The sequence below is a fragment of the Kitasatospora sp. NPDC087314 genome (assembly GCF_044744365.1).
Taxonomy (GTDB): domain Bacteria; phylum Actinomycetota; class Actinomycetes; order Streptomycetales; family Streptomycetaceae; genus Kitasatospora.
Map to the genome: position 1 here is coordinate 56,912 of NZ_JBIUYE010000012.1, position 18,932 is coordinate 75,843.

The window sequence follows — 18,932 nt, forward strand, 5'->3', positions numbered from 1 at the left end:
GGAATTCCACCGCCCGGGCCAGCCGCGGCACATTCGGCTCAATCGTGTTGCAGCAATCGCCCCCGCCGCGACAGCACGAAGTCCCGGAACGCCGCCACCGGCGGGGTCGGCGGCCGCCCCGCCGCCCAGGCCAGCCCGATCGCCCGCCGGGTGCGCGGCGCCGTCACCTCCAGCTCCACCACCCCCGGCCGCGGCACCAGGGCCGGCGGCAGCAGCGCCACCCCCAGCCCGGCCGCGACCAGCCCGCGCAGCGTCTCGGTCTCCTCCCCCTCGAAGGCGAGCCGCGGCACGAACCCGGCCTGCGCGCAGAAGCCGTCCGTGATCGCGCGCAGCCCGTACCCCCGCTCCAGCCCGACGAACGGCTCCTCGGCCACCTCCGCCAGCCGGATCCGCCGCCGACCCGCCAGCCGGTGGTCCGCCGGGACGACCAGGTGCAGCCGCTGCTCGTCCAGCGGGCGGGCCGTGAAGGCCGGGTCGTCCGGCAGCGGCGCGACCAGGCAGAGGTCCAACTCCCCCTCGCGCAACCGCTCCAGCATCGCCCCGACGTAGTCCTGCACCAGCTGGAAGCGGACCTGCGGGTGCCCCGCCCGGAACCCGCTCAGCAGCGCCGGCACCGCATCCGTCCCCATCGTGTGCAGAAAGCCGAACGCCACCCGCCCGACCTCCGGATCGGCCTCCGCCCGGGCCGCCTCCGCCCCGCGCTCGACCTCCGCCAGCGCCCGCTCCACCGAGGCCAGCAGCAGCCGGCCGGCCCTGGTCAGCCGGACCGTGCGGCCCTGACGGGCCAGCAGGTCCACGCCCAGCTCCTCCTCCAGCCGGGCCACCGCACGCGACAGCGTCGGCTGCGGCACCCCGAGCAGCGCGGCCGCCTGCGTCACGTGCTCCAACCGGGCGACCGCGGCGAACTGCGCCAGCCGGGGCGCCAGCAGCACCGCCGGCTCGTCCGGCCCCAACTCCGCCGCCCGGTACCGCGGCTCCGTGCCGTCCGTCACGTCCGTCGCGTCCGTCCGGGACATCCCGCCACCACCTCGACTCATGCGCCAACGCATCGATTCTCCACTCTTCATGCATTGGACGCATCAGCCGCGCCACGCCTACGGTCGATGCCATGCAGCCCGCCGATACCAGGGCATCCGCGACCGTCCCGGATGCCCCCGCCACCGCCATGCCCGCAGCCGACGACCGCCACCGCCCCGGCCAGCGCGCCTTCCGCCGCGCCAACCTCGCCCTGTTCGCCGCCGGGGTCGCGACCTTCGTCCTGCTCTACTCCACCCAGGGCCTGCTGCCGATCCTCTCGGCCGACCTCGACCTCACCCCCGGCCAGGCCAGCTGGACGGCCTCCGCCGCCACCCTCGGGCTCGCCATCGGCCTGCTCCCCGCCAGCGCCCTGTCCGACCGGTACGGCCGCACCGCCGTGATGACGGCCTCCACCCTCGCCGCCACCGCGTTCGCCCTCGCCCTGCCGTTCGCACCCGACCTCACCACCCTGGTCGTGCTGCGCGTCCTCCAGGGCGCCGCGCTCGCCGGACTGCCCGCCACCGCCATGGCGTACCTCGCCGAGGAGATCCACCCCAGCGCCCTGGCCTCCGCGATGGGCCTGTACGTGGCCGGCAACAGCATCGGCGGCATGGGCGGCCGGCTGCTCTCCGGCTGGACCGCCGCCGCACTCGGCTGGCGCTGGGGCCTCGCCGCCTCCGCCGCCCTCGCCCTGCTCGCCGCGCTCGCCTTCCGGCTGCTGATCCCCACCGCCCGGCACTTCACCCCGGCCCCGGTGGACGCCCGCGCCCTCGCCCGCACCGTCGGACGGCACCTGCGCAACCCGCTGCTGGTCCGGCTGTACGCGCTCGGACTGCTGTTCATGGCCGTGTTCGGCGCGGTCTACAACACCGTCGGCTACCGGCTGATCGCCGCCCCCTTCCACCTGCCGGAGTCGGTCGCCGCCTCGATCTTCGTCGTCTACCTGGTCGGCACCGGCACCTCCGCCGCCGCCGGCCGCCTCTCCGACCGGCTCGGCCGCCGCGGCGCCCTCTACGTCTCCATCGGCGTGACCGCAGCCGGGCTGCTGCTCTCGCTCACCGAGTCCCTGGCCTGCGCCCTGCTCGGCCTGGTCCTGATCACCGCCGGCTTCTTCGCCGGCCACGCCACCGCCTCCGCCGCCGTCGGTCGCACCGCCACCGAGGGCCGCGCCCAGGCCTCCGCCCTCTACCTGATCGCCTACTACCTCGGCAACAGCCTCGGCGGCACCGTCGGCGCCGACGCCTACCACGCCACCGGCTGGCCCGGCGCCGCCACCGTGGGCCTCGCCGCCATGGCCCTCGCCGCCGCCGTCACCCTCTACGCCACCCACCAGGCCCACGCGGCCCGGCGAGCGATCGCGGACGCTTGACGGCCGCCGCCGATACACTCCCGGGCATGAGCATCGATCCTGCCGTGTACGCCCGACTGCGCGAGATCGCGGATCAGCTGCCGAAGGTGCCGGGGATAGGGAAGATCGAGATCGCCGACGGCGAGATCGTCATGATGATGTCGCCCGTGAAGCGTCACGAGCTTGCCGTCATCCGCCTGGCACAACAGCTCAACGCCCAGCTGCCCCAGACCCACCCCGGCTACATCGCCCACGGTGGCGCCGACTTGGAGGACGTCGGCCTCGGTCGACTCCGAAGCCCCGACTTGATGGTGTTCCCCGACGCGGCTCTGGACGACGACAGCCCGGCGTTCCTTCCCCACGAGATCCTTCTCGTCGTGGAGATCGTCTCGAAGTCCAACCCCGAGAACGACTACCACAACAAGGTCCACGACTACTCGGCCATGGGCATCCCGCTCTATCTCCTGGTCGATCCCCGCAAGGGCACCGGCATCATCCACGACGAGCCCGGCTACACCCGCCGCACGGACTTCGCTTTCGGCGACACGATCACTGTCGGCCCCTGGACGCTCGACACCGGCGTCCTGCGGACGTACGCCTGAGCGCACGTCCGCAGGACGGCGTCCGGCTCAGGCGATGCGGTCGAGCACGATCGGGTTCGGGGTGAAGGCCGTGCCGGCCGGGGAGACCTCGATGCCGCCTTCGAGGGCCTCGATGGCGTAGTCGTAGCGCTCCGGGGTGTCGGTGTGCAGGGTCAGCAGGGGCTGGCCGGCCACGACGGTGTCGCCGGGCTTGGCGTGCATCTCGACACCGGCGCCGGCCTGGACCGGGTCCTCCTTGCGGGCGCGGCCGGCGCCCAGGCGCCAGGCGCAGACGCCGACGGCGTAGGCGTCGAGCGTGGTGAGGACGCCGGAGGCGGGCGCCGGGATGACGTGCTGCTCGCGGGCGACCGGGAGCGCGGCGTCGACGTCGCCGCCCTGGGCGGCGATCATGCGGCGCCAGTGGTCCATCGCGGAGCCGTCGCGCAGCGCGTCGGCCGGGTCCTTGCCCTGCACGCCGGCCGCGGCGAGCATCTCGCGGGCGAGGGCCAGGGTCAGCTCGACGACGTCGGCGGGGCCGCCGCCGGCCAGCACCTCGATCGACTCGCGGACCTCCAGCGCGTTGCCGGCGGTGAGGCCGAGCGGGGTGGACATGTCGGTGAGCAGGGCGACGGTGTTGACGCCGGCGCTGGTGCCCAGGCCGACCATGGTGCGGGCGAGTTCGCGGGCGTCGTCGATGTTCTTCATGAAGGCGCCGGAGCCGACCTTGACGTCCAGGACCAGCGCGCCGGTGCCTTCGGCGATCTTCTTGGACATGATCGAGGAGGCGATCAGCGGGATGGCCTCGACGGTCCCGGTGACGTCGCGCAGCGCGTACAGCTTCTTGTCGGCGGGCGCGAGGCCGTCGCCGGCGGCGCAGATGACCGCGCCGGTGGAGCGCAGCACGTCCAGCATCTCCTCGTTGGAGAGCAGGGCGCGCCAGCCGGGGATGGCCTCCAGCTTGTCGAGGGTGCCGCCGGTGTGGCCGAGGCCGCGGCCGGAGAGCTGCGGGACGGCGGCGCCGCAGGCGGCGACGAGCGGGGCGAGCGGGAGGGTGATCTTGTCGCCGACGCCGCCGGTGGAGTGCTTGTCGCTGGTGGGCAGCGGCAGCGAGGAGAAGTCCATCCGGACGCCGGAGCGGATCATGGCGTCGGTCCAGCGGCTGATCTCGTGCGGCTTCATGCCGTTCAGCAGGATCGCCATGGCCAGGGCGGACATCTGCTCATCGGCGACCTCGCCGCGGGTGTACGCGTCGATGACCCAGTCGATCTGAGCGTCGCTCAGCTCTCCGCGGTCGCGCTTGGTCCTGATGACGGAGATGGCGTCCATGCGTGCTCCAAGAGGGGGTTTCAAAAGCGAAGAGTGTCGCGAGATGACCGGTTCCGGCCCACTCGCGACACTCTACGCGCGTAACTGAAAGGGAAGCTAGAGCCGCTCCGGCCCGAACGCGTCAGGCAGGACCTCGCTCATCGGGCGGATCCCGGAGGGCAGCTCGATCAGCAGACCCGGCCCACCGTGCTCGTACAGCAGCTGGCGACAGCGCCCGCACGGCATCAGCAGGTCGCCCGCACCGTCGACGCAGGTGAAAGCGGTCAGCCGGCCGCCGCCGGTGGCGTGCAGCGCGGACACCAGCCCGCACTCGGCGCACAGCCCGAGCCCGTACGAGGCGTTCTCGACGTTGCAGCCGGTGACCAGCCGCCCGTCGTCCACCAGCGCGGCCGCGCCGACCGGGAACTTGCTGTACGGGGCGTACGCGTGGCTCATCGCCTCGCGCGCGGCCGCGCGCAGCCGCTCCCAGTCGATCGCGGGGGACTCCGCCGGTGTCGTCACTTGCCCTGGCCCTTGCGGTAGATCTGGCCGTCCGCCTTCGGCATCCGCAGGCGCTGCGAGGCCAGCGAGAGCACCACCAGGGTGATCACGTACGGCGTGGCGACGATCAGCGGGCGCTGCACCTCGTCGGTGAGCGCGTACCAGGCGCCGAGACCGCCGGCGACCACGAAGGAGATCGCCGCACCGGTGAACTTGCGCCGGTACAGCTGCCAGAGCGCGAACAGCGCCATCGCGATGGCGACGACCAGGATCAGCACGTGCACCGACTCCGGGTCGCGCAGCTGGAGGCTGTCGGTGAAGCCGAACAGGCCGGCGCCCATGGCGAGGCCGCCCGGCATCCAGTTGCCGAAGATCATCGCCGCGAGGCCGATGAAGCCGCGGCCGAGGGTCTGGCCGTCCTTGTAGAAGTGCGCCGCGACCAGCGAGAGGTACGCACCGCCGAGACCGGCGAAGGCGCCGGAGGCGATGACCGCGAGGTACTTGTACTTGTAGACGTTGACGCCCAGCGACTCGGCGGCGGTCGGGTTCTCACCGCAGGAGCGCAGCCGCAGGCCGAACACCGTGCGCCAGAGCACGAAGTAGCTGACCACGATCATCACGCCGGCCAGCAGCACGACCACCGAGATGTTGGTGACCAGGCCGCCGAGCACGCCGGCCACGTCGGAGACGAAGAACCAGTGGTGCTTCTCGATGTCCTTCAGCCCGGACGACAGCCCGGGGATGGTGATGTACGGCAGCGGATCCGCCGGCGGCGACTGGTTCGCACCCGCGCCGACCGCGATGTAGTCCTTGTAGTAGATCCGGTTGACGTACCCGCAGATGCCGGGGATCAGCAGGTTGATGCCGACGCCGGAGACGATGTGGTCGACGCCGAAGGTGACGGTGACGACGGCGTGCAGCAGACCGCCGAGCGCGCCGCCGAGCATGCCGGCCAGCAGACCGACCCACGGGTTGTACAGGTAGCCCGCCCAGGCACCGCAGAAGGTGCCGGCGACCATCATGCCCTCGAGACCGATGTTGACCACTCCGGCCCGCTCGGACCAGAGACCGCCCAGACCGGCCATGCCGATCGGCACGGCGGCGCTGAGCGCGGCGGTGACCTGACCGGAGGAGGTCAGCGAGTGGTTGCCGGTGGCCATGCCCACGGCGGAGAACAGAACCAGGGCGCCCGCGATCAGCAGCAGCACCACCGGCCAGGACAGCCCGCGCTTCTTCGCGGGCGCGCCCGACGCCTTGGGACGGGCAGCGGTGGCCGTACTCATGCCGACACCTCCTTCTTCTCAGTGGTCGCGAGCTGGGCGGCGAGCTCGGCGCCGACCTTCTGCTGCTGGCGCTTCAGGCCGTAGCGGCGCACCAGCTCGTACGCGACGACGACGCAGATGACGATGGTGCCCTGCATGACCTGGACGATCTCGAACGGGAAGGCCCCGTTCTGGGGCAGCGGCAGCTGGTTGCCGGTGGAGTCCAGGAAGGCGAACAGCAGGGCCGCGAAGGCCATGCCGATCGGGCTGTTGCGGCCCAGCAGGGCGATCGAGATGCCGAGGAAGCCCAGGCCGGGCTGGAAGCTCTGGCCGAAGTAGAACGAATTCTGGAGCAGCTCGGGCAGGCCGATCAGACCGGCGATTCCACCGGAGACCGCCATCGAGATGATCACCATGCGCTTGACGTTCACGCCGGACGCGGTCGCGGCGGACTCCGAGCGGCCGGTGGCGCGCAGGTCGAAGCCGAAGCGGGTGCGGGTCAGGGTGAACTGGAACACCACGCCGACCAGGGCGGCGATGACGATGAAGCCCCACAGCGGCCCACCGGCCGTGTCGAGCGAGAAGAAGTGGCTGGACTGCGAGATCGGGTCGGTCTGGATCGAGTTGCTGGTGGCGCCCTTCTCCGGCGCGAAGATGCCGGGGACGAGCAGCAGACCGACGACCGCGATCGAGATCGAGTTCAGCATGATGGTCGAGATGACCTCGCTGACCCCTCGGTAGACCTTCAGCAGACCGGCGATGCTGGCGTACAGCCCACCGACCAGCATGGCGGTGATCAGCAGCAGCGGGATCTGGATGATCGCCGGCAGGTCGACCTTGGCACCGACGAAGGCCGCGAACAGCGCCGCGACCTTGTACTGGCCCTCGACGCCGATGTTGAACAGGTTCATCCGGAAACCGAAGGCGGCGGCCGCGGCGGCCAGGTAGTACGTGGTGGACCGGTTGAGGATCGCCACCTGGCCGTCCGACTTGGTGGCGTACGTGAGCATCACGTTCCACGCGTCGAACGGGTTCTTGCCCGAGGTCGCCAGCAGGACGGAACAGATCGCGACGGAGAGCACGACCGCGAGCACCGGCGCTGCCAGTGCGAACACGATCCGCTCACCACTGATCCGCTGCGCCAGGCTGCGCTTGGCGGCGGTGTTGGGACTGGTCATGTGGGTTACTCCCCCGCCTGCGGGTCGCCGGCGGTGTCGGTGGGGCCGGCGTCGGACTCGGCCTCGGTGCCCTCCACGAGGATCTCGTGGAACTTCTCGACGGCCTCCGCATCGGACTCGAGGTGGCCGCTGGCCGCACCCGTCATCGCGGTGCCGAGGTCCTCGGCGGTGACGGTGGCCGGGTCGGCGTCCGCGACCAGGCGGCCGCGGTAGATGACCCGGATGGTGTCGGACAGCCCGATCAGCTCGTCCAGGTCGGCCGAGATCAGCAGGACGGCCAGGCCGGCCCGCTGGGCGACCCGGATGTGCTCCCAGATCTGCGCCTGCGCGCCGACGTCCACCCCGCGGGTGGGGTGCGCGGCGATCAGCAGCTTGGGCTGGTGGCTCATCTCGCGGCCGATGATCAGCTTCTGCTGGTTGCCGCCGGAGAGGGAGGCCGCGGTGACCTCGATGCCGGGGGTGCGGACGTCGTACTGCTCGACGATCCGCCAGGTGTCCTTGCGGGCCGCGGCCGGGTCGAGCAGGACGCCCTTGGAGTTGGGCGCCTCGGTGACGTGGCCGAGGATCCGGTTCTCCCAGAGCGGGGCCTCCAGCAGCAGGCCGTGCTTGTGGCGGTCCTCGGGGATGTAGCCGATGCCGGCCTCGCGGCGGGCCCGGGTGAGCTCTCCGGAGAGGTCCTTGCCGTCGAGGGTGACGGTGCCGGCGTCCAGCGGCAGCATGCCCATGATGGCCTCGACCAGTTCGGCCTGACCGTTGCCCTCGACACCGGCGATACCGAGGATCTCGCCCTTGTGGATGCGCAGCGAGATGTCGTCGAGGACGACGCGCTCGATGCCCTCGGCATCGGCCTTGGCGATCCGCAGGCCCTTGACGTCGAGCATCTCGGTGGTGGTGACGGTCGACTCGCGGCTCTCCGGGGAGGGCAGCTCGGCGCCGACCATCATCTCGGCCAGCTGGCGGGCGGTGACGGCCTTCGGGTCGGCGTCGCCGACCGTGGTGCCGCGCCGGATCACGCTGATCGCGTCGGCCACCGCCAGCACCTCGTGCAGCTTGTGCGAGATGAAGATGACGGTGACGCCCTCGGCCTTGAGCTCACGCAGGTTGTCGAACAGCGCGTCGACCTCCTGCGGGACGAGCACGGCCGTCGGCTCGTCGAGGATCAGGATCTTGGCGCCGCGGTAGAGCACCTTGAGGATCTCGACCCGCTGGCGGTCGGCGACGCCGAGGTCCTCGACCAGGGCGTCCGGGCGCACGCCCAGGCCGTACTGGTCGGAGATCTCCTTGATCTTCGCCTTCGCCTTGGCGCCGATGCCGTGGATCTTCTCGCCGCCGAGGACGACGTTCTCCCAGACGGTGAGGTTGTCGGCGAGCATGAAGTGCTGGTGCACCATGCCGATGCCGCGGGAGATGGCGTCCCCCGGGGTGTTGAACTCGCACAGCTCGCCGTTGATCGCGATGGTGCCCTCGTCCGGCTTCTGCATGCCGTAGAGGATCTTCATCAGCGTCGACTTGCCGGCGCCGTTCTCACCCATCAGGGCGTGCACGGTGCCCCTGCGGACGGTGAGGTTGATGTCGTGGTTGGCCACGACGCCGGGAAAGCGCTTGGTGATTCCGCGCAGTTCGACGGCCGATGTCGCCGTCCCCGCGCTGGGGGTGCCGTCCGTGCGCGGGGGGACGGGGTCGGATGCGGTGATGGCGATCTCCTGGTGGTCTGGAGGCGCGTCGTTGCGCTGGGAGGGCCAAGGGAAGACGGGGGGACGGGACGGGGCCCGGGGGTACGCGTTGAGCGCACCCTGCCGGGCCCCTCCCGTGCTGCTGTGTCGATCGTCGCGCTGCCGGACAGGCGGCAGTCGCTGTGGCGTCCGGGACGCGTGGGCCTTACTGGGCCGGCGCGGTCGGGACGGTGGTGGCGCCGGAGGTGATCGCCGTGGCGGCGGCCTTCAGCTTGTCCTGGATGTCATCGATCTTGCCGCCGGTGGTGGCGAGCGAGACACCCTCGGCCTTCAGGTCGAAGTTCTTGATGCCGGTGAACGGCTGACCCTTCTTGACCGAGTCGATGTAGGAGAAGACGGCGTTGTCGACGTTCTTCACCATCGAGGTCAGGATGCTGTTCTTGTACTTCGCCAGGGCCGGCTGGGCGGCCTGGTCGGAGTCGACGCCGATGGCCAGGGCGCCCGGCTTGTTGGCGACGGCCTCGATGGCGCCGTTGCCGGAGGAGCCGGCGGCGGTGTAGATGACGTCCGCGCCCTTGTCGAGCTGGCCCTGCGCGGCCTCCTTGCCCTTGTCGGGCGAGCCGAAGCCGGTGAAGTCCGGCGGCGTGGTCAGGTAGGTGGTCTCGACCACGATGTTCGGGTCGACGGACTTCACACCCGCCTTGTAACCGGCCTCGAACTTCTTGATCAGCTCGGTCTGCACACCACCGATGAAGCCGACGTGCTTGGCCTTCGACTTGTTCGCGGCGGCGACACCGGCGAGGTACGAGCCCTCCTGCTCGGCGAAGAGCAGCGAGGTGACGTTGGACGGCTGGTCCGTCTTGTTCGAGTCGATGATCGCGAACTTGACGTTCGGGTTGTCCTTGGCGACCTTGTCGACCGCGTCCTGGTAGACGAAGCCGACCGCGACGATCGTCTTGTAACCGCCGTCGACCAGGTTCTTGAGGCGGGTCTCCTTGTCAGCCTCGGCCTCGCCGGCCTTGGCGTCGGCCTCGGTGACCGAGACGCCGAGCTCGGCCTTGGCCTTGTCGAGACCGCGGGCGGCGGAGTCGTTGAACGACTGGTCGCCACGGCCGCCGATGTCGTAGGCCATACCGACCTTGAGCGCGCCGTCGGCCGCCCCGGAGGAGGTGTTGTCAGTGCTCTTTGCGCCGCAAGCGGCGAGCGAGGCCATGCCCAGGGAACCCGAGAGCACAACCGCAGCGAGCTTCATTGAACGGCGCAAGGGAGTATCTCCTTCTCACACGCACCTGATTAGCGTGGTCGGACGCCACCGTAACGCGCGTAGAACACGGTTGGGTTACGGGGTGCCGGACCATTCGGGTTGTTATCAAACCGTGGTCTCACGGTCTTCCCGAGGCCCTATTCCCGTGCGCGGACGGTGATCCGAGGCTGAATGCGGACCAGTCTACGGAACCGCTCGAAGAGCCCGGAGGACGGTAAACCGGCCGGCCACCGAGGCGGGGTGCCGACCGGTCTCCCGAGGCCGTTCGGGTGGGGCGCCCGGGGCCGTTCGAGCCGGGCGCCTGCCGCTCAGGTCTGCGGCTCGTCCAGGGCGAGCGCCGCGAACAGCTCCACACCGATCCCGATCGCCCGCTCGTCGACGTCGAAACGCCCCTGGTGCAGGTCGCGGACGGTGCTGTCACCCGGGGCACGGACGCCCAGCCGGGCCAGTGCGCCCGGGGCGTGCTCCAGGTACCAGGAGAAGTCCTCGCCGCCCAGGCTCTGTTCGGTGCTCTCCACCACCTGCGCGCCGACGGCCGGACCGGACGGCTCCGGGCGCTCCTGACCCGACACCGACGGGCAGGAGGGGCTCACGCTTCCGGCGTCGCCGCGCCCTTCGGCTCCGTGGCCGAACCGGGCGGTCATCGCCGCCTCCAGCATGGCGACCGAGACCGCCTCGTTGACCACCGGCGGCACCCCTCGGTGGTAGTCCAGCGTCCACTTCGCCCGGTAGGTCTCGGCGAGCTTGGCGATCAGCTCGTGCAGCAGGTCGGGCGCCTCGCGCCAGCCGTCCAGTTCCAGGCAGCGGACGGTGCCCTCCAGTTCGGCGTGCTGCGGGATGACGTTGGGCGCGGAGCCGGAGGCGATCCGGCCCCAGACCAGGCTGACCCCCCAACGCGGGTCCATCCGGCGGGCCAGCGCGCCCGGCAGGTCGGCGGCCGTCCGGGCGACCGCGGTCACCAGATCGGTGGTCAGGTGCGGGCGGGCGGTGTGGCCGCCCGGGCCGTCCAGGTGCAGCACCAGGCGGTCGCAGGCCGAGGTGATCGCCCCGGTGCGCAGGGCGATCCGGCCCACCTCCACCTTGGGGTCGCAGTGCACCGCGAAGATCCGGCCGACGCCGTCCATCCCCCCGGCCTTGACGACGTCCAGCGCACCGCCCGGCATGACCTCCTCGGCCGGCTGGAACACCAGCCGGACCGGGCGGCGCAGTTCGCCGTTGCGGGCGGCCTCGGCCAGCACCAGGGCGGTGCCGAGCACCACCGCGGTGTGCACGTCGTGACCGCAGGCGTGGGCCCGGCCGGGGACGGTCGAGCGGTACGGCACCTCGGTCTTGGCGTCGTCGATCGGCAGCGCGTCGATGTCGGCGCGGAAGGCCAGGAACTCGGCGCCGGGGGCAGTACCGGCCGGGACGACGTCGACGATCAGGCCGGTGCCGCCGGGCAGCACCCGGGGGTTCAGGCCCGCCGCCACCAGTCGGTCGCGGAGCAAGCCGGTGGTGCGGAACTCCTGGCGGCCGAGCTCCGGGTGCCGGTGCAGGTCACGGCGGAAGGCGATCAGCTCGGACTCCAGCCCCCGGACCCGGGCGCGCAGTTCGGCGACGGGGCGTGCGGTGGCGAGAGTGGCGCCCGGCTGAGCGGGCTCAGGACGGTTCATCTCAACAAGGGTAGGCCTGTTGGGGGGATTTGGCCCGACTTCCGGAAAACTAGTCCCCGGATGGGTGCATACCGGCCGAACAGGTGGGTATGACATCTCGTTTCAGCCGCCTTCCCCGGTTTGCTTGCCCTGTGCAACGATCACCCGGGACGGTGGTCACGGCCGCACCCTTCTTGACGTCTCCTCAGAAGCGCTCCACCGGGCGGTACACCCCCCACACCCCCCGCAGCGCGTCGCAGACCTCGCCGACGGTGGCCCGGGCGGCCAGCGCCTCCTTCATCGGGTACAGCACGTTCCCCTCCCCCTCCGCGGTGCGGCGCAGCCCGTCCAGTGCCCGGGTGACGGCCGAGCGGTCGCGCCCGGCGCGCAGCCCGGCCAGCCGCTCGGCCTGCCGCCGCTCGATCGCCGGATCCACCCGCAGCGGCTGGTACGGCTCCTCGGCGTCCAGCCGGAAGCGGTTGACGCCGACCACGGTCCGCTCGCCGGAGTCGGTCTCCTGCTGGATCCGGTAGGCGGTGCGCTCGATCTCCGCCTTCTGGAAGCCCTGCTCGATCGCGGCCACCGCGCCGCCCATCTCCTCGACCCCGGCCATCAGCGCCAGCGCGGCCGCCTCCACCTCATCGGTCAGCGACTCGACCGCGTACGAGCCGGCGAACGGGTCGACGGTGGCGGTCACGTCGGTCTCGTGGGCGAGCACCTGCTGGGTGCGCAGGGCCAGCCGGGCGGCTTTCTCGGTGGGCAGCGCGATCGCCTCGTCGAAGCCGTTGGTGTGCAGCGACTGGGTGCCGCCGAGCACCGCCGCGAGCGCCTGCACCGAGACCCGGACCAGGTTCACCTCGGGCTGCTGGGCGGTGAGCTGTACCCCGGCGGTCTGGGTGTGGAAGCGCAGCATCTGCGACCGCGGGTCCTTCGCGCCGAACTCCTCGCGCATCACCCTGGCCCAGATCCGGCGCGCGGCACGGAACTTGGCCACCTCCTCCAGCAGCGTGACCCGGGCCACGAAGAAGAACGAGAGCCGGGGGGCGAAGTCGTCCACCGGCATCCCGGCGGCGATCGCGGTGCGGACGTAGGCGATGCCGTTGGCCAGTGTGAAGGCGATCTCCTGCGCCGGATCCGCCCCGGCCTCGGCCATGTGGTAGCCGGAGATGGAGATGGTGTTCCAGCGCGGGATCTCGGCCCGGCAGTACCGGAAGACGTCCGCGACCAGCCGCAGCGAGGGCTGCGGCGGGAAGATGTACGTGCCGCGGGCGATGTACTCCTTCAGCACGTCGTTCTGGACCGTGCCGGTGAGCCGGGCCGGCGCCACCCCCTGAGCCTCGCCGACCAGTTGGTAGAGCAGCAGGAGCAGGGCGGCGGGCGCGTTGATGGTCATCGAGGTGGACACCCCGCCCAGCGGGATGCCGTCGAACAGCACGGCCATGTCCTCGACGCTGTCGACGGCCACGCCCACCTTGCCGACCTCCCCGGCGGCGACCGGCGCGTCCGAGTCGTAGCCCATCTGGGTGGGCAGGTCGAAGGCCACCGACAGGCCGGTGCCGCCGCCCGCGATCAGCTGCCGGTAACGGGCGTTGGACTCGGCGGCGGTGCCGAAGCCCGCGTACTGGCGCATCGTCCACGGCCGGCCGGTGTACATCGTCGGGTAGACACCCCGGGTGTACGGGTACTCCCCCGGCCGGCCCAGCCTGCTCGCCGGTTCCCAGCCGGCGAGCGCCTCGGGGCCGTACAGCGGCTCGATCGGGAAACCCGATTCCGCAGGGCGGGCGGACTCGGCGCGGCGCGGCTCGGCTGCCATGGGGTCTCTCCACGGGATCGGCGGGCGGGGCACTGGTTGTTCGCAATGTAGGACGTGGCCGGTCCGCCGGGGTGCCGACGCGGTTGAGATGATCGGGTGAACGACCGAATGCGCGTACCCCCGCCAACGAGCCCAGGGAGTGGCAATGACCGAGCAGAAGGTGGCCGTGGTCACCGGTGCCAGCAGCGGAATCGGCGCGGCGACCGCCCGCCGGCTGGCGGCCGAGGGCTTCGACGTGGTGCTGACCGCCCGGCGGACCGAGCGGATCGAGGCGCTGGCCAAGGAGATCGGCGACCGCGGCGGTTCGGCCCGGGCGGTCACGCTGGACGTCACCGACCGGGCCGCCGTGAACGTCTTCGCGGCCGAGGTCGGCCGGGTGGACGTACTGGTGAACAACGCCGGCGGGGCGATCGGCGCCGAGACCGTGGAGCACGGCGACCCGGCCGACTGGCGGGCGATGTACGAGGTGAACGTGCTCGGCGTGCTGCACGTGACCCAGGCGCTGCTTCCGGCGCTGCGGGCCACCGGCGACGGCACCGTGCTGGTGCTCTCCTCGACCGCCGCACTGGCCGCGTACGAGGGCGGCGGCGGGTACGTCGCGGCCAAGCACGCCGCGCACACCATCGCGGCGACGCTGCGCCTGGAGCTGTGCGGGGAGCCGATCCGGGTGATCGAGATCGCCCCCGGCATGGTGAAGTCCGAGGGCTTCGCGGTCACCCGCTTCCGCGGCGACGAGGACAAGGCCGCGGCCGTGTACGCCGGAGTGGCGGAACCGCTGACCTCGGAGGACATCGCGGACACCGTGGCGTGGGCGGTCACCCGGCCCTCGCACGTCAACATCGACCTGCTGGTGGTCCGGCCCCGCGCCCAGGCGGCCAACCACAAGGTGCATCGCGCCTGATCACAGCGGGGGCGGGCGGCCGGGCCCGGTGATCGAACGCGTCACCCTCCAGTGGTACATACGTGCGATGAGAACCTTCCGGGCCGCCCGCCCACGGGTCCTGCTGACCGCCCTGGCGGCAGGCACCCTGCTCCTCACCTCCGCGTGCAACGACACCGCCAAGCCGTCCCAGGACCAGGCCGCCGGCGCGGTCCCGGCCACCGCCGCGAGCCCCACGGCCACCCAGACGCCGACCCCGACGCCCAAGCCCACCGGCGAGGCCGACCCTGCGCTCAAGCCCTTCTACGGTCAGCAGATCGCCTGGGCCGCCTGCCCGGCCGACCCCAAGGCCGAGCAGGCCAAGATCGACATATCCGGCATGCAGTGCGGCCGGCTGCACGTCCCGCTGGACTACGCCAACCCCGCCACCGACGCCCTCGACCTCGCGCTGGTCAAGCTGCCGGCCGCCAAGCCGGACCAGAGGATCGGCTCGCTGATGGTCAACCCGGGCGGCCCGGGCGAGTCCGGCGTCGAGATGGTCGAGTACGGCGCCAAGGACTTCTCCGGTGCGCTGCACGACCGCTTCGACGTGATCGGCTTCGACCCCCGCGGCACCGGCGGCAGCTCGCCGATCACCTGCCTCGACGACAAGCAGCGGGACGAGCAGAGCCAGGTGGACGAGCCGCTGGACCCGGCCGCCCGCAAGACCGCCTCCGACCAGAAGGAGGCCCAGTACATCGCCGCCTGCCAGGCCAAGTCGGGCAAGCTGCTGCCCTTCGTCGGCACCCGCAACTCCGCCAGGGACATGGACGTGCTGCGCGCCGCCGTCGGCGACCGGAAGCTCAACTACCTGGGCGTCTCCTACGGCACCTACCTCGGTGCGCTCTACGCCGAGGAGTTCCCGAAGAACTCCGGCCGGCTCATCCTGGACGGCGCCGTCGACCCGGCCGCCGACAGCCTCGACGAGGGCGTCGACCAGCAGATCGGCTTCGAGAAGTCCTTCGAGCGCTTCGCCGCCGACTGCGTCGACAACCACGCCGAGGAGTGCTCGCTCGGCAGCAACCCGGACAAGGCCGCTCAGAAGGCCGCCGACTTCCTGGACGGCCTGCGCGACCACCCGCTGACCGCCAAGGACGGCCGCAAGCTCGGCAGCGGCCTCGCCTGGACCGGCGTCGTCCGGATGCTGTACGGCGACGAGAAGACCGACTGGCAGTACCTGCGCAACGCGCTCGGCTGGGCGATGAAGCGTGACAAGGGCGACCTCCTGCTGGCCTTCGCCGACGACTACGACGGCCGCGACCGGAACGGTCACTACGACGCCAGGCAGGAGGCAATGGGCGCGATCCGCTGCGCCGACATGTCCCGCCCCGCCCCGACGCCGGAGAAGGCCCAGGAGGTGGTGGCCAAGCTCAAGGCCGAGGCTCCGCTGATGTCCAAGGGCGTGTCGGTGGACGACTACACCGAGGCCGGCTGCGCCCACTGGCCGTTCCAGTCCCCCGAGAAGCCGCACACCATCCGCGCCGAGGGCGCCGACCCGATCCTGGTGGTCGGCAGCACCGGCGACCCGGCCACCCCGTACGCCGCCGCCGAGGCGCTGGCCAAGGGCTTCGCCAAGGCCACCCTGCTGACCCGGGTGGGCGAGGGGCACGGCGCGTTCGGCAGGGGCAACGCCTGCATCGACCAGGCCATGGAGGCCTACCTGACCGAGGGCACGATGCCGGCCGAGGGAACCCGGTGTTCCTGAGGCTGGAGCGCCGGATTAACAGATGAATGCGGGGAGGGCGCTGACACGAAGGTGTCAACGTCACAACTTGATAGCTCGTCCGGATGAATTCCGCGTGCGCCCTCCCCAACTGATGACGGCTCAACTACCGTTGAGGCGCTACCCGACCGGCGCCGTGCGCCGCCCCGCAGCCTCCATACTTCAGCTGCTTCACCCACCCCCCTTCACCGGCACCTTCCCGCCCTCACGAGGAGGACCCGCTGGCCAGCGACATCCCGCCACAGCGGCTCGATCCCAGTTCCGAGCCGACCCTCCTCGGGCTGCACCGCTTCAACGAGGCCGACGCCGGCGCCGCCGAGGAGGCCCTCCTGGCCTGCTGCGGCAGCCACCGGTGGGCCCTTCGGCTCACCGCGCACCGGCCCTACCCCGACATAGAGTCCCTACTGGCCGCCGCCAGCGAGGCCTCCTACGACCTCCGCCCGGCCGACCTGGCCGAGGCGCTCGCCGACGAGAGCTGGATGCCGCAACCGCTGCTCGGCATGCGGGCACCGGGCAGCCAGGCCGCGCACACCGCGCTGCGGGCCGCCCACGCCGCGTACGAGGCCAGGTTCGGCCACGTCTTCGTGGTGTGCCTGGAGAGCGTGGCCCCGGAGGAGATGCTCGACACCGTGCTCTCCTCGATCCGCACCCGACTGGCCAACGATCCGGACGAGGAGCGGCTGATCGCGTCGGACGAGCTCCGCCGGATCGCCCTCACCCGCCTGGAGCACCTGGTCGCCACCCACTCGGAGGCCGGGGCCCGCTGAGCCGGCTCCGCCCTCCCTACTTCCTCGCCTGCGCGGCCCGCAGCTTGGCCACCTGCTGCCGGACGATCAGCTCGTCCGGCGCGGCGGCCGGCTCGGTGGCCACGCCGAAGGTGGTGAACACCATCAGCGCCGGTCCGACCCGGGCCAGCACCGCACGCTGTGAGAGCACCGCGTTCCCCGATTCATTCGTCAGGGTGAATCCGAGCGCCCCGTCCGCTCCCCCGGGGGTGGGCGTGTCCTCCCGGTTCAGCCGGTGCCTGGTCCGGATCGGCGCCTTCTTCCCCGGCTTCTCGGCCGGCGGCGCCGGCGCCGCCGAGGTGAACGCGGCGCAGGGGCCGAACAGCTTCTCCAGCTCCGCCTGCAGCGCGGCCGCCCGCCCCGCCCGGTAGCCGAGCAGTCCTCCGTACACGCCGCCCTTGGGGTCGGCGGCCCGGGCCACGCTCAGATCCGTCTCCGCGTACGGGTAGCCCGGGGCCGGCGAGGCCGAGGCGGCGCCGGTCGAGGCGGCCGGGGTCACCGTGTCCAGCAGCGGCTGGCAGGCCGGGACGTCCGCGACCTCCCGCCCGGCGCCCGCCCCGGTCTCTCCGTGACCGGGCGTCATCACCGTCACGGTGTATCCCGCCCCGAGGTCGGCGCCGGCCACTGCGGCCGCCCGCAGCTCCGCCGCGGACAGTTCGCGGCCGGGTCCGGCCCGGTCCACGGAGGAGCCGCCCACCGTGGTGCAGCCCGCGGCGAACAGCAGCAGGCCGGTGAGGACGGCGGCGGACGGTCGGGCGGGGCGAAGCGGCACGGGGGCCTCGGCAGGGTGTCGGCGGCGGAGCGGGCCGCCACCGTAGCGCAGTCGAATCGTCACCCAGGGCGACCAAAGCGGCCTTGGTTCCCGCCCGGCTAGGCCAGACGTGCCTGATTGATCACACCTGAGGCCCCCGGAGGCGGTTCCCGAGAAGGCGTCGATAGGATGCTGGCGGCCGGTGGACCGTACCCGGCCGGGCTGACCGACACCGAAGCCGGCCGAGCCCCCAATCGCTTCCGGAGGGTTTTTCCGTGCCGGCTGGAACGCTGTACCGCGGCCGGGAAGGTATGTGGAGCTGGGTGGCTCATCGAGTCACCGGCGTCCTCATTTTCTTCTTCCTGTTCGCCCATGTCCTGGACACCGCTCTGGTGCGAGTGTCTCCCGAGGCGTACGACACCGTCATTCAGACGTACAAGACTCCTCTCGTGAACCTGATGGAGTACGGCCTGGTGGCCGCCATCCTGTTCCACGCCCTGAACGGCCTGCGGGTCGTCGCCGTGGACTTCTGGTCCAAGGGCCCGAAGTACCAGAAGCAGATGCTCTGGACCGTGGTCGGGGTCTGGGTCGTGCTGATGGCCGGCTCCTTCTACGGGATCCTGCAGCACACGCTGATCTCCTGGTTCGGGAAGTGAGCTGACACATGTCCACGGAAATCTCCGACGCCCTGGTGGTCCCCTCCGCGCAGGCGCACACCGGCAAGGGCCTCGGCACCGGCAACCCGGCCGACGCGTTCGTCATCGAGCCGCCGCGCAAGCGGACCGAGAAGACCCCGCGCCGCACCCGCACCAACTTCGAGATGCTGGCCTGGCTCTTCATGCGCCTGTCCGGCATCGTCCTGGTGGTGCTGATCCTCGGCCACCTGCTCATCATGCTGGTGCTCGACGGCGGCGTCTCCAAGATCGGCTTCGCCTTCGTGGCCGGCCGTTGGGCCTCGCCGTTCTGGCAGGTCTGGGACCTCGCGATGCTCTGGCTCGCCATGCTCCACGGCGCCAACGGCATGCGGCAGGTCATCAACGACTACGCCGAGAAGGACTCGACCCGGCTCTGGCTGAAGGGGCTCATGGGTACCGCCACGGTCTTCACCGTGCTGCTGGGCACCCTGGTGATCTTCACCTTCGACCCCAACATCTGACGACGCAGCATCTAATCGGCAATCG

The 18,932-nt window shown here is 71.5% G+C and carries 17 protein-coding genes; 7 read left to right on the forward strand and 10 right to left on the reverse strand.

Annotated features, from left to right (window positions below):
• Positions 1 to 38: 38 nt before the first annotated feature.
• Positions 39 to 1,016, reverse strand: coding sequence for a LysR family transcriptional regulator (locus ACIO5E_RS25460; RefSeq protein WP_400671857.1), 978 nt, complete (start codon positions 1,014 to 1,016; stop codon positions 39 to 41).
• Positions 1,017 to 1,108: 92 nt separating this feature from the next.
• On the opposite strand from ACIO5E_RS25460, the gene ACIO5E_RS25465 reads away from it, so the two are divergent.
• Both ACIO5E_RS25465 and ACIO5E_RS25470 read left to right on the forward strand, forming a co-directional pair.
• Positions 1,109 to 2,386 (forward strand): MFS transporter, encoded by a 1,278-nt coding sequence (locus ACIO5E_RS25465; RefSeq protein ID WP_400671858.1) that lies wholly within the window; start codon positions 1,109 to 1,111, stop codon positions 2,384 to 2,386.
• Between the two features lie 26 nt (positions 2,387 to 2,412).
• Positions 2,413 to 2,967 carry a Uma2 family endonuclease gene (locus ACIO5E_RS25470; protein ID WP_400671860.1) on the forward strand — a complete coding sequence of 185 codons (555 nt, stop codon included), beginning with the start codon at positions 2,413 to 2,415 and terminating at the stop codon, positions 2,965 to 2,967.
• 27 nt (positions 2,968 to 2,994) lie between these two features.
• Here the strand turns inward: ACIO5E_RS25470 and ACIO5E_RS25475 are convergent, their stop codons facing one another.
• From ACIO5E_RS25475 to ACIO5E_RS25510, 8 genes are all read right to left on the reverse strand, one after another.
• Positions 2,995 to 4,272, reverse strand: coding sequence for a thymidine phosphorylase (locus ACIO5E_RS25475; protein WP_400671862.1), 1,278 nt, complete (start codon positions 4,270 to 4,272; stop codon positions 2,995 to 2,997).
• Between the two features lie 96 nt (positions 4,273 to 4,368).
• Positions 4,369 to 4,773, reverse strand: a complete 405-nt coding sequence (locus ACIO5E_RS25480; protein ID WP_400671864.1) for a cytidine deaminase — start codon at positions 4,771 to 4,773, stop codon at positions 4,369 to 4,371.
• Complete coding sequence (locus ACIO5E_RS25485) at positions 4,770 to 6,035, reverse strand: ABC transporter permease (protein ID WP_400671867.1); 1,266 nt, start codon at positions 6,033 to 6,035, stop codon at positions 4,770 to 4,772. Before ACIO5E_RS25485 ends, ACIO5E_RS25480 begins: the two co-directional genes overlap by 4 nt.
• The gene (locus tag ACIO5E_RS25490; protein WP_280674963.1) at positions 6,032 to 7,192 is read right to left on the reverse strand and encodes an ABC transporter permease; all 1,161 of its coding nucleotides are present in this window, start codon (positions 7,190 to 7,192) and stop codon (positions 6,032 to 6,034) included. Before ACIO5E_RS25490 ends, ACIO5E_RS25485 begins: the two co-directional genes overlap by 4 nt.
• 5 nt (positions 7,193 to 7,197) lie before the next feature.
• On the reverse strand, positions 7,198 to 8,778 hold the full coding sequence (locus ACIO5E_RS25495; protein WP_400671870.1) for an ABC transporter ATP-binding protein: 1,581 nt from the start codon (positions 8,776 to 8,778) through the stop codon (positions 7,198 to 7,200).
• Between the two features lie 292 nt (positions 8,779 to 9,070).
• Positions 9,071 to 10,129, reverse strand: coding sequence for a BMP family protein (locus ACIO5E_RS25500; RefSeq protein WP_400671872.1), 1,059 nt, complete (start codon positions 10,127 to 10,129; stop codon positions 9,071 to 9,073).
• 308 nt (positions 10,130 to 10,437) lie between these two features.
• A complete protein-coding gene (locus tag ACIO5E_RS25505) occupies positions 10,438 to 11,781 on the reverse strand; it encodes an amidohydrolase (RefSeq protein WP_400671874.1) in 1,344 nt (447 codons plus the stop codon).
• A gap of 184 nt (positions 11,782 to 11,965) precedes the next feature.
• Entirely contained in the window at positions 11,966 to 13,573 is a 1,608-nt protein-coding gene (locus ACIO5E_RS25510; RefSeq protein WP_400671876.1) for a methylmalonyl-CoA mutase, read from the reverse strand.
• Between the two features lie 145 nt (positions 13,574 to 13,718).
• On the opposite strand from ACIO5E_RS25510, the gene ACIO5E_RS25515 reads away from it, so the two are divergent.
• The 3 genes from ACIO5E_RS25515 (at position 13,719) to ACIO5E_RS25525 (ending at position 16,982) form a co-directional block, all read left to right on the forward strand.
• Positions 13,719 to 14,474, forward strand: a complete 756-nt coding sequence (locus ACIO5E_RS25515) for an SDR family oxidoreductase (protein WP_400671879.1) — start codon at positions 13,719 to 13,721, stop codon at positions 14,472 to 14,474.
• A gap of 67 nt (positions 14,475 to 14,541) precedes the next feature.
• Entirely contained in the window at positions 14,542 to 16,197 is a 1,656-nt protein-coding gene (locus ACIO5E_RS25520; protein ID WP_400671881.1) for an alpha/beta hydrolase, read from the forward strand.
• A gap of 239 nt (positions 16,198 to 16,436) precedes the next feature.
• The gene (locus ACIO5E_RS25525) at positions 16,437 to 16,982 is read left to right on the forward strand and encodes a 2-oxo-4-hydroxy-4-carboxy-5-ureidoimidazoline decarboxylase (RefSeq protein WP_400672320.1); all 546 of its coding nucleotides are present in this window, start codon (positions 16,437 to 16,439) and stop codon (positions 16,980 to 16,982) included.
• Positions 16,983 to 16,998: 16 nt separating this feature from the next.
• Here ACIO5E_RS25525 and ACIO5E_RS25530 read toward each other — a convergent pair whose 3' ends face one another.
• Positions 16,999 to 17,835 carry a hypothetical protein gene (locus tag ACIO5E_RS25530; RefSeq protein WP_400671883.1) on the reverse strand — a complete coding sequence of 279 codons (837 nt, stop codon included), beginning with the start codon at positions 17,833 to 17,835 and terminating at the stop codon, positions 16,999 to 17,001.
• Positions 17,836 to 18,026: 191 nt separating this feature from the next.
• On the opposite strand from ACIO5E_RS25530, the gene sdhC reads away from it, so the two are divergent.
• Together sdhC and sdhD are read left to right on the forward strand one after the other, a co-directional pair.
• Entirely contained in the window at positions 18,027 to 18,407 is a 381-nt protein-coding gene (sdhC, locus tag ACIO5E_RS25535; RefSeq protein ID WP_280674979.1) for a succinate dehydrogenase, cytochrome b556 subunit, read from the forward strand.
• An 8-nt stretch (positions 18,408 to 18,415) separates the two neighbouring features.
• The gene (gene sdhD, locus ACIO5E_RS25540; protein WP_280674980.1) at positions 18,416 to 18,907 is read left to right on the forward strand and encodes a succinate dehydrogenase, hydrophobic membrane anchor protein; all 492 of its coding nucleotides are present in this window, start codon (positions 18,416 to 18,418) and stop codon (positions 18,905 to 18,907) included.
• Positions 18,908 to 18,932: the final 25 nt, after the last annotated feature.

Excerpts from the sequence above, each read along its gene's own strand:
- ACIO5E_RS25470 (WP_400671860.1), top strand. The coding sequence starts at position 2,413 with ATGAGCATCGATCCTGCCGTGTACGCCCGACTGCGCGAGATCGCGGAT.
- ACIO5E_RS25460 (WP_400671857.1), bottom strand. The coding sequence starts at position 1,016 with ATGTCCCGGACGGACGCGACGGACGTGACGGACGGCACGGAGCCGCGG.
- ACIO5E_RS25475 (WP_400671862.1), bottom strand. The coding sequence starts at position 4,272 with ATGGACGCCATCTCCGTCATCAGGACCAAGCGCGACCGCGGAGAGCTG.
- ACIO5E_RS25490 (WP_280674963.1), bottom strand. The coding sequence starts at position 7,192 with ATGACCAGTCCCAACACCGCCGCCAAGCGCAGCCTGGCGCAGCGGATC.
- ACIO5E_RS25465 (WP_400671858.1), top strand. The coding sequence starts at position 1,109 with ATGCAGCCCGCCGATACCAGGGCATCCGCGACCGTCCCGGATGCCCCC.
- ACIO5E_RS25505 (WP_400671874.1), bottom strand. The coding sequence starts at position 11,781 with ATGAACCGTCCTGAGCCCGCTCAGCCGGGCGCCACTCTCGCCACCGCA.
- ACIO5E_RS25520 (WP_400671881.1), top strand. The coding sequence starts at position 14,542 with ATGAGAACCTTCCGGGCCGCCCGCCCACGGGTCCTGCTGACCGCCCTG.
- ACIO5E_RS25510 (WP_400671876.1), bottom strand. The coding sequence starts at position 13,573 with ATGGCAGCCGAGCCGCGCCGCGCCGAGTCCGCCCGCCCTGCGGAATCG.
- sdhD (WP_280674980.1), top strand. The coding sequence starts at position 18,416 with ATGTCCACGGAAATCTCCGACGCCCTGGTGGTCCCCTCCGCGCAGGCG.
- ACIO5E_RS25515 (WP_400671879.1), top strand. The coding sequence starts at position 13,719 with ATGACCGAGCAGAAGGTGGCCGTGGTCACCGGTGCCAGCAGCGGAATC.
- ACIO5E_RS25485 (WP_400671867.1), bottom strand. The coding sequence starts at position 6,035 with ATGAGTACGGCCACCGCTGCCCGTCCCAAGGCGTCGGGCGCGCCCGCG.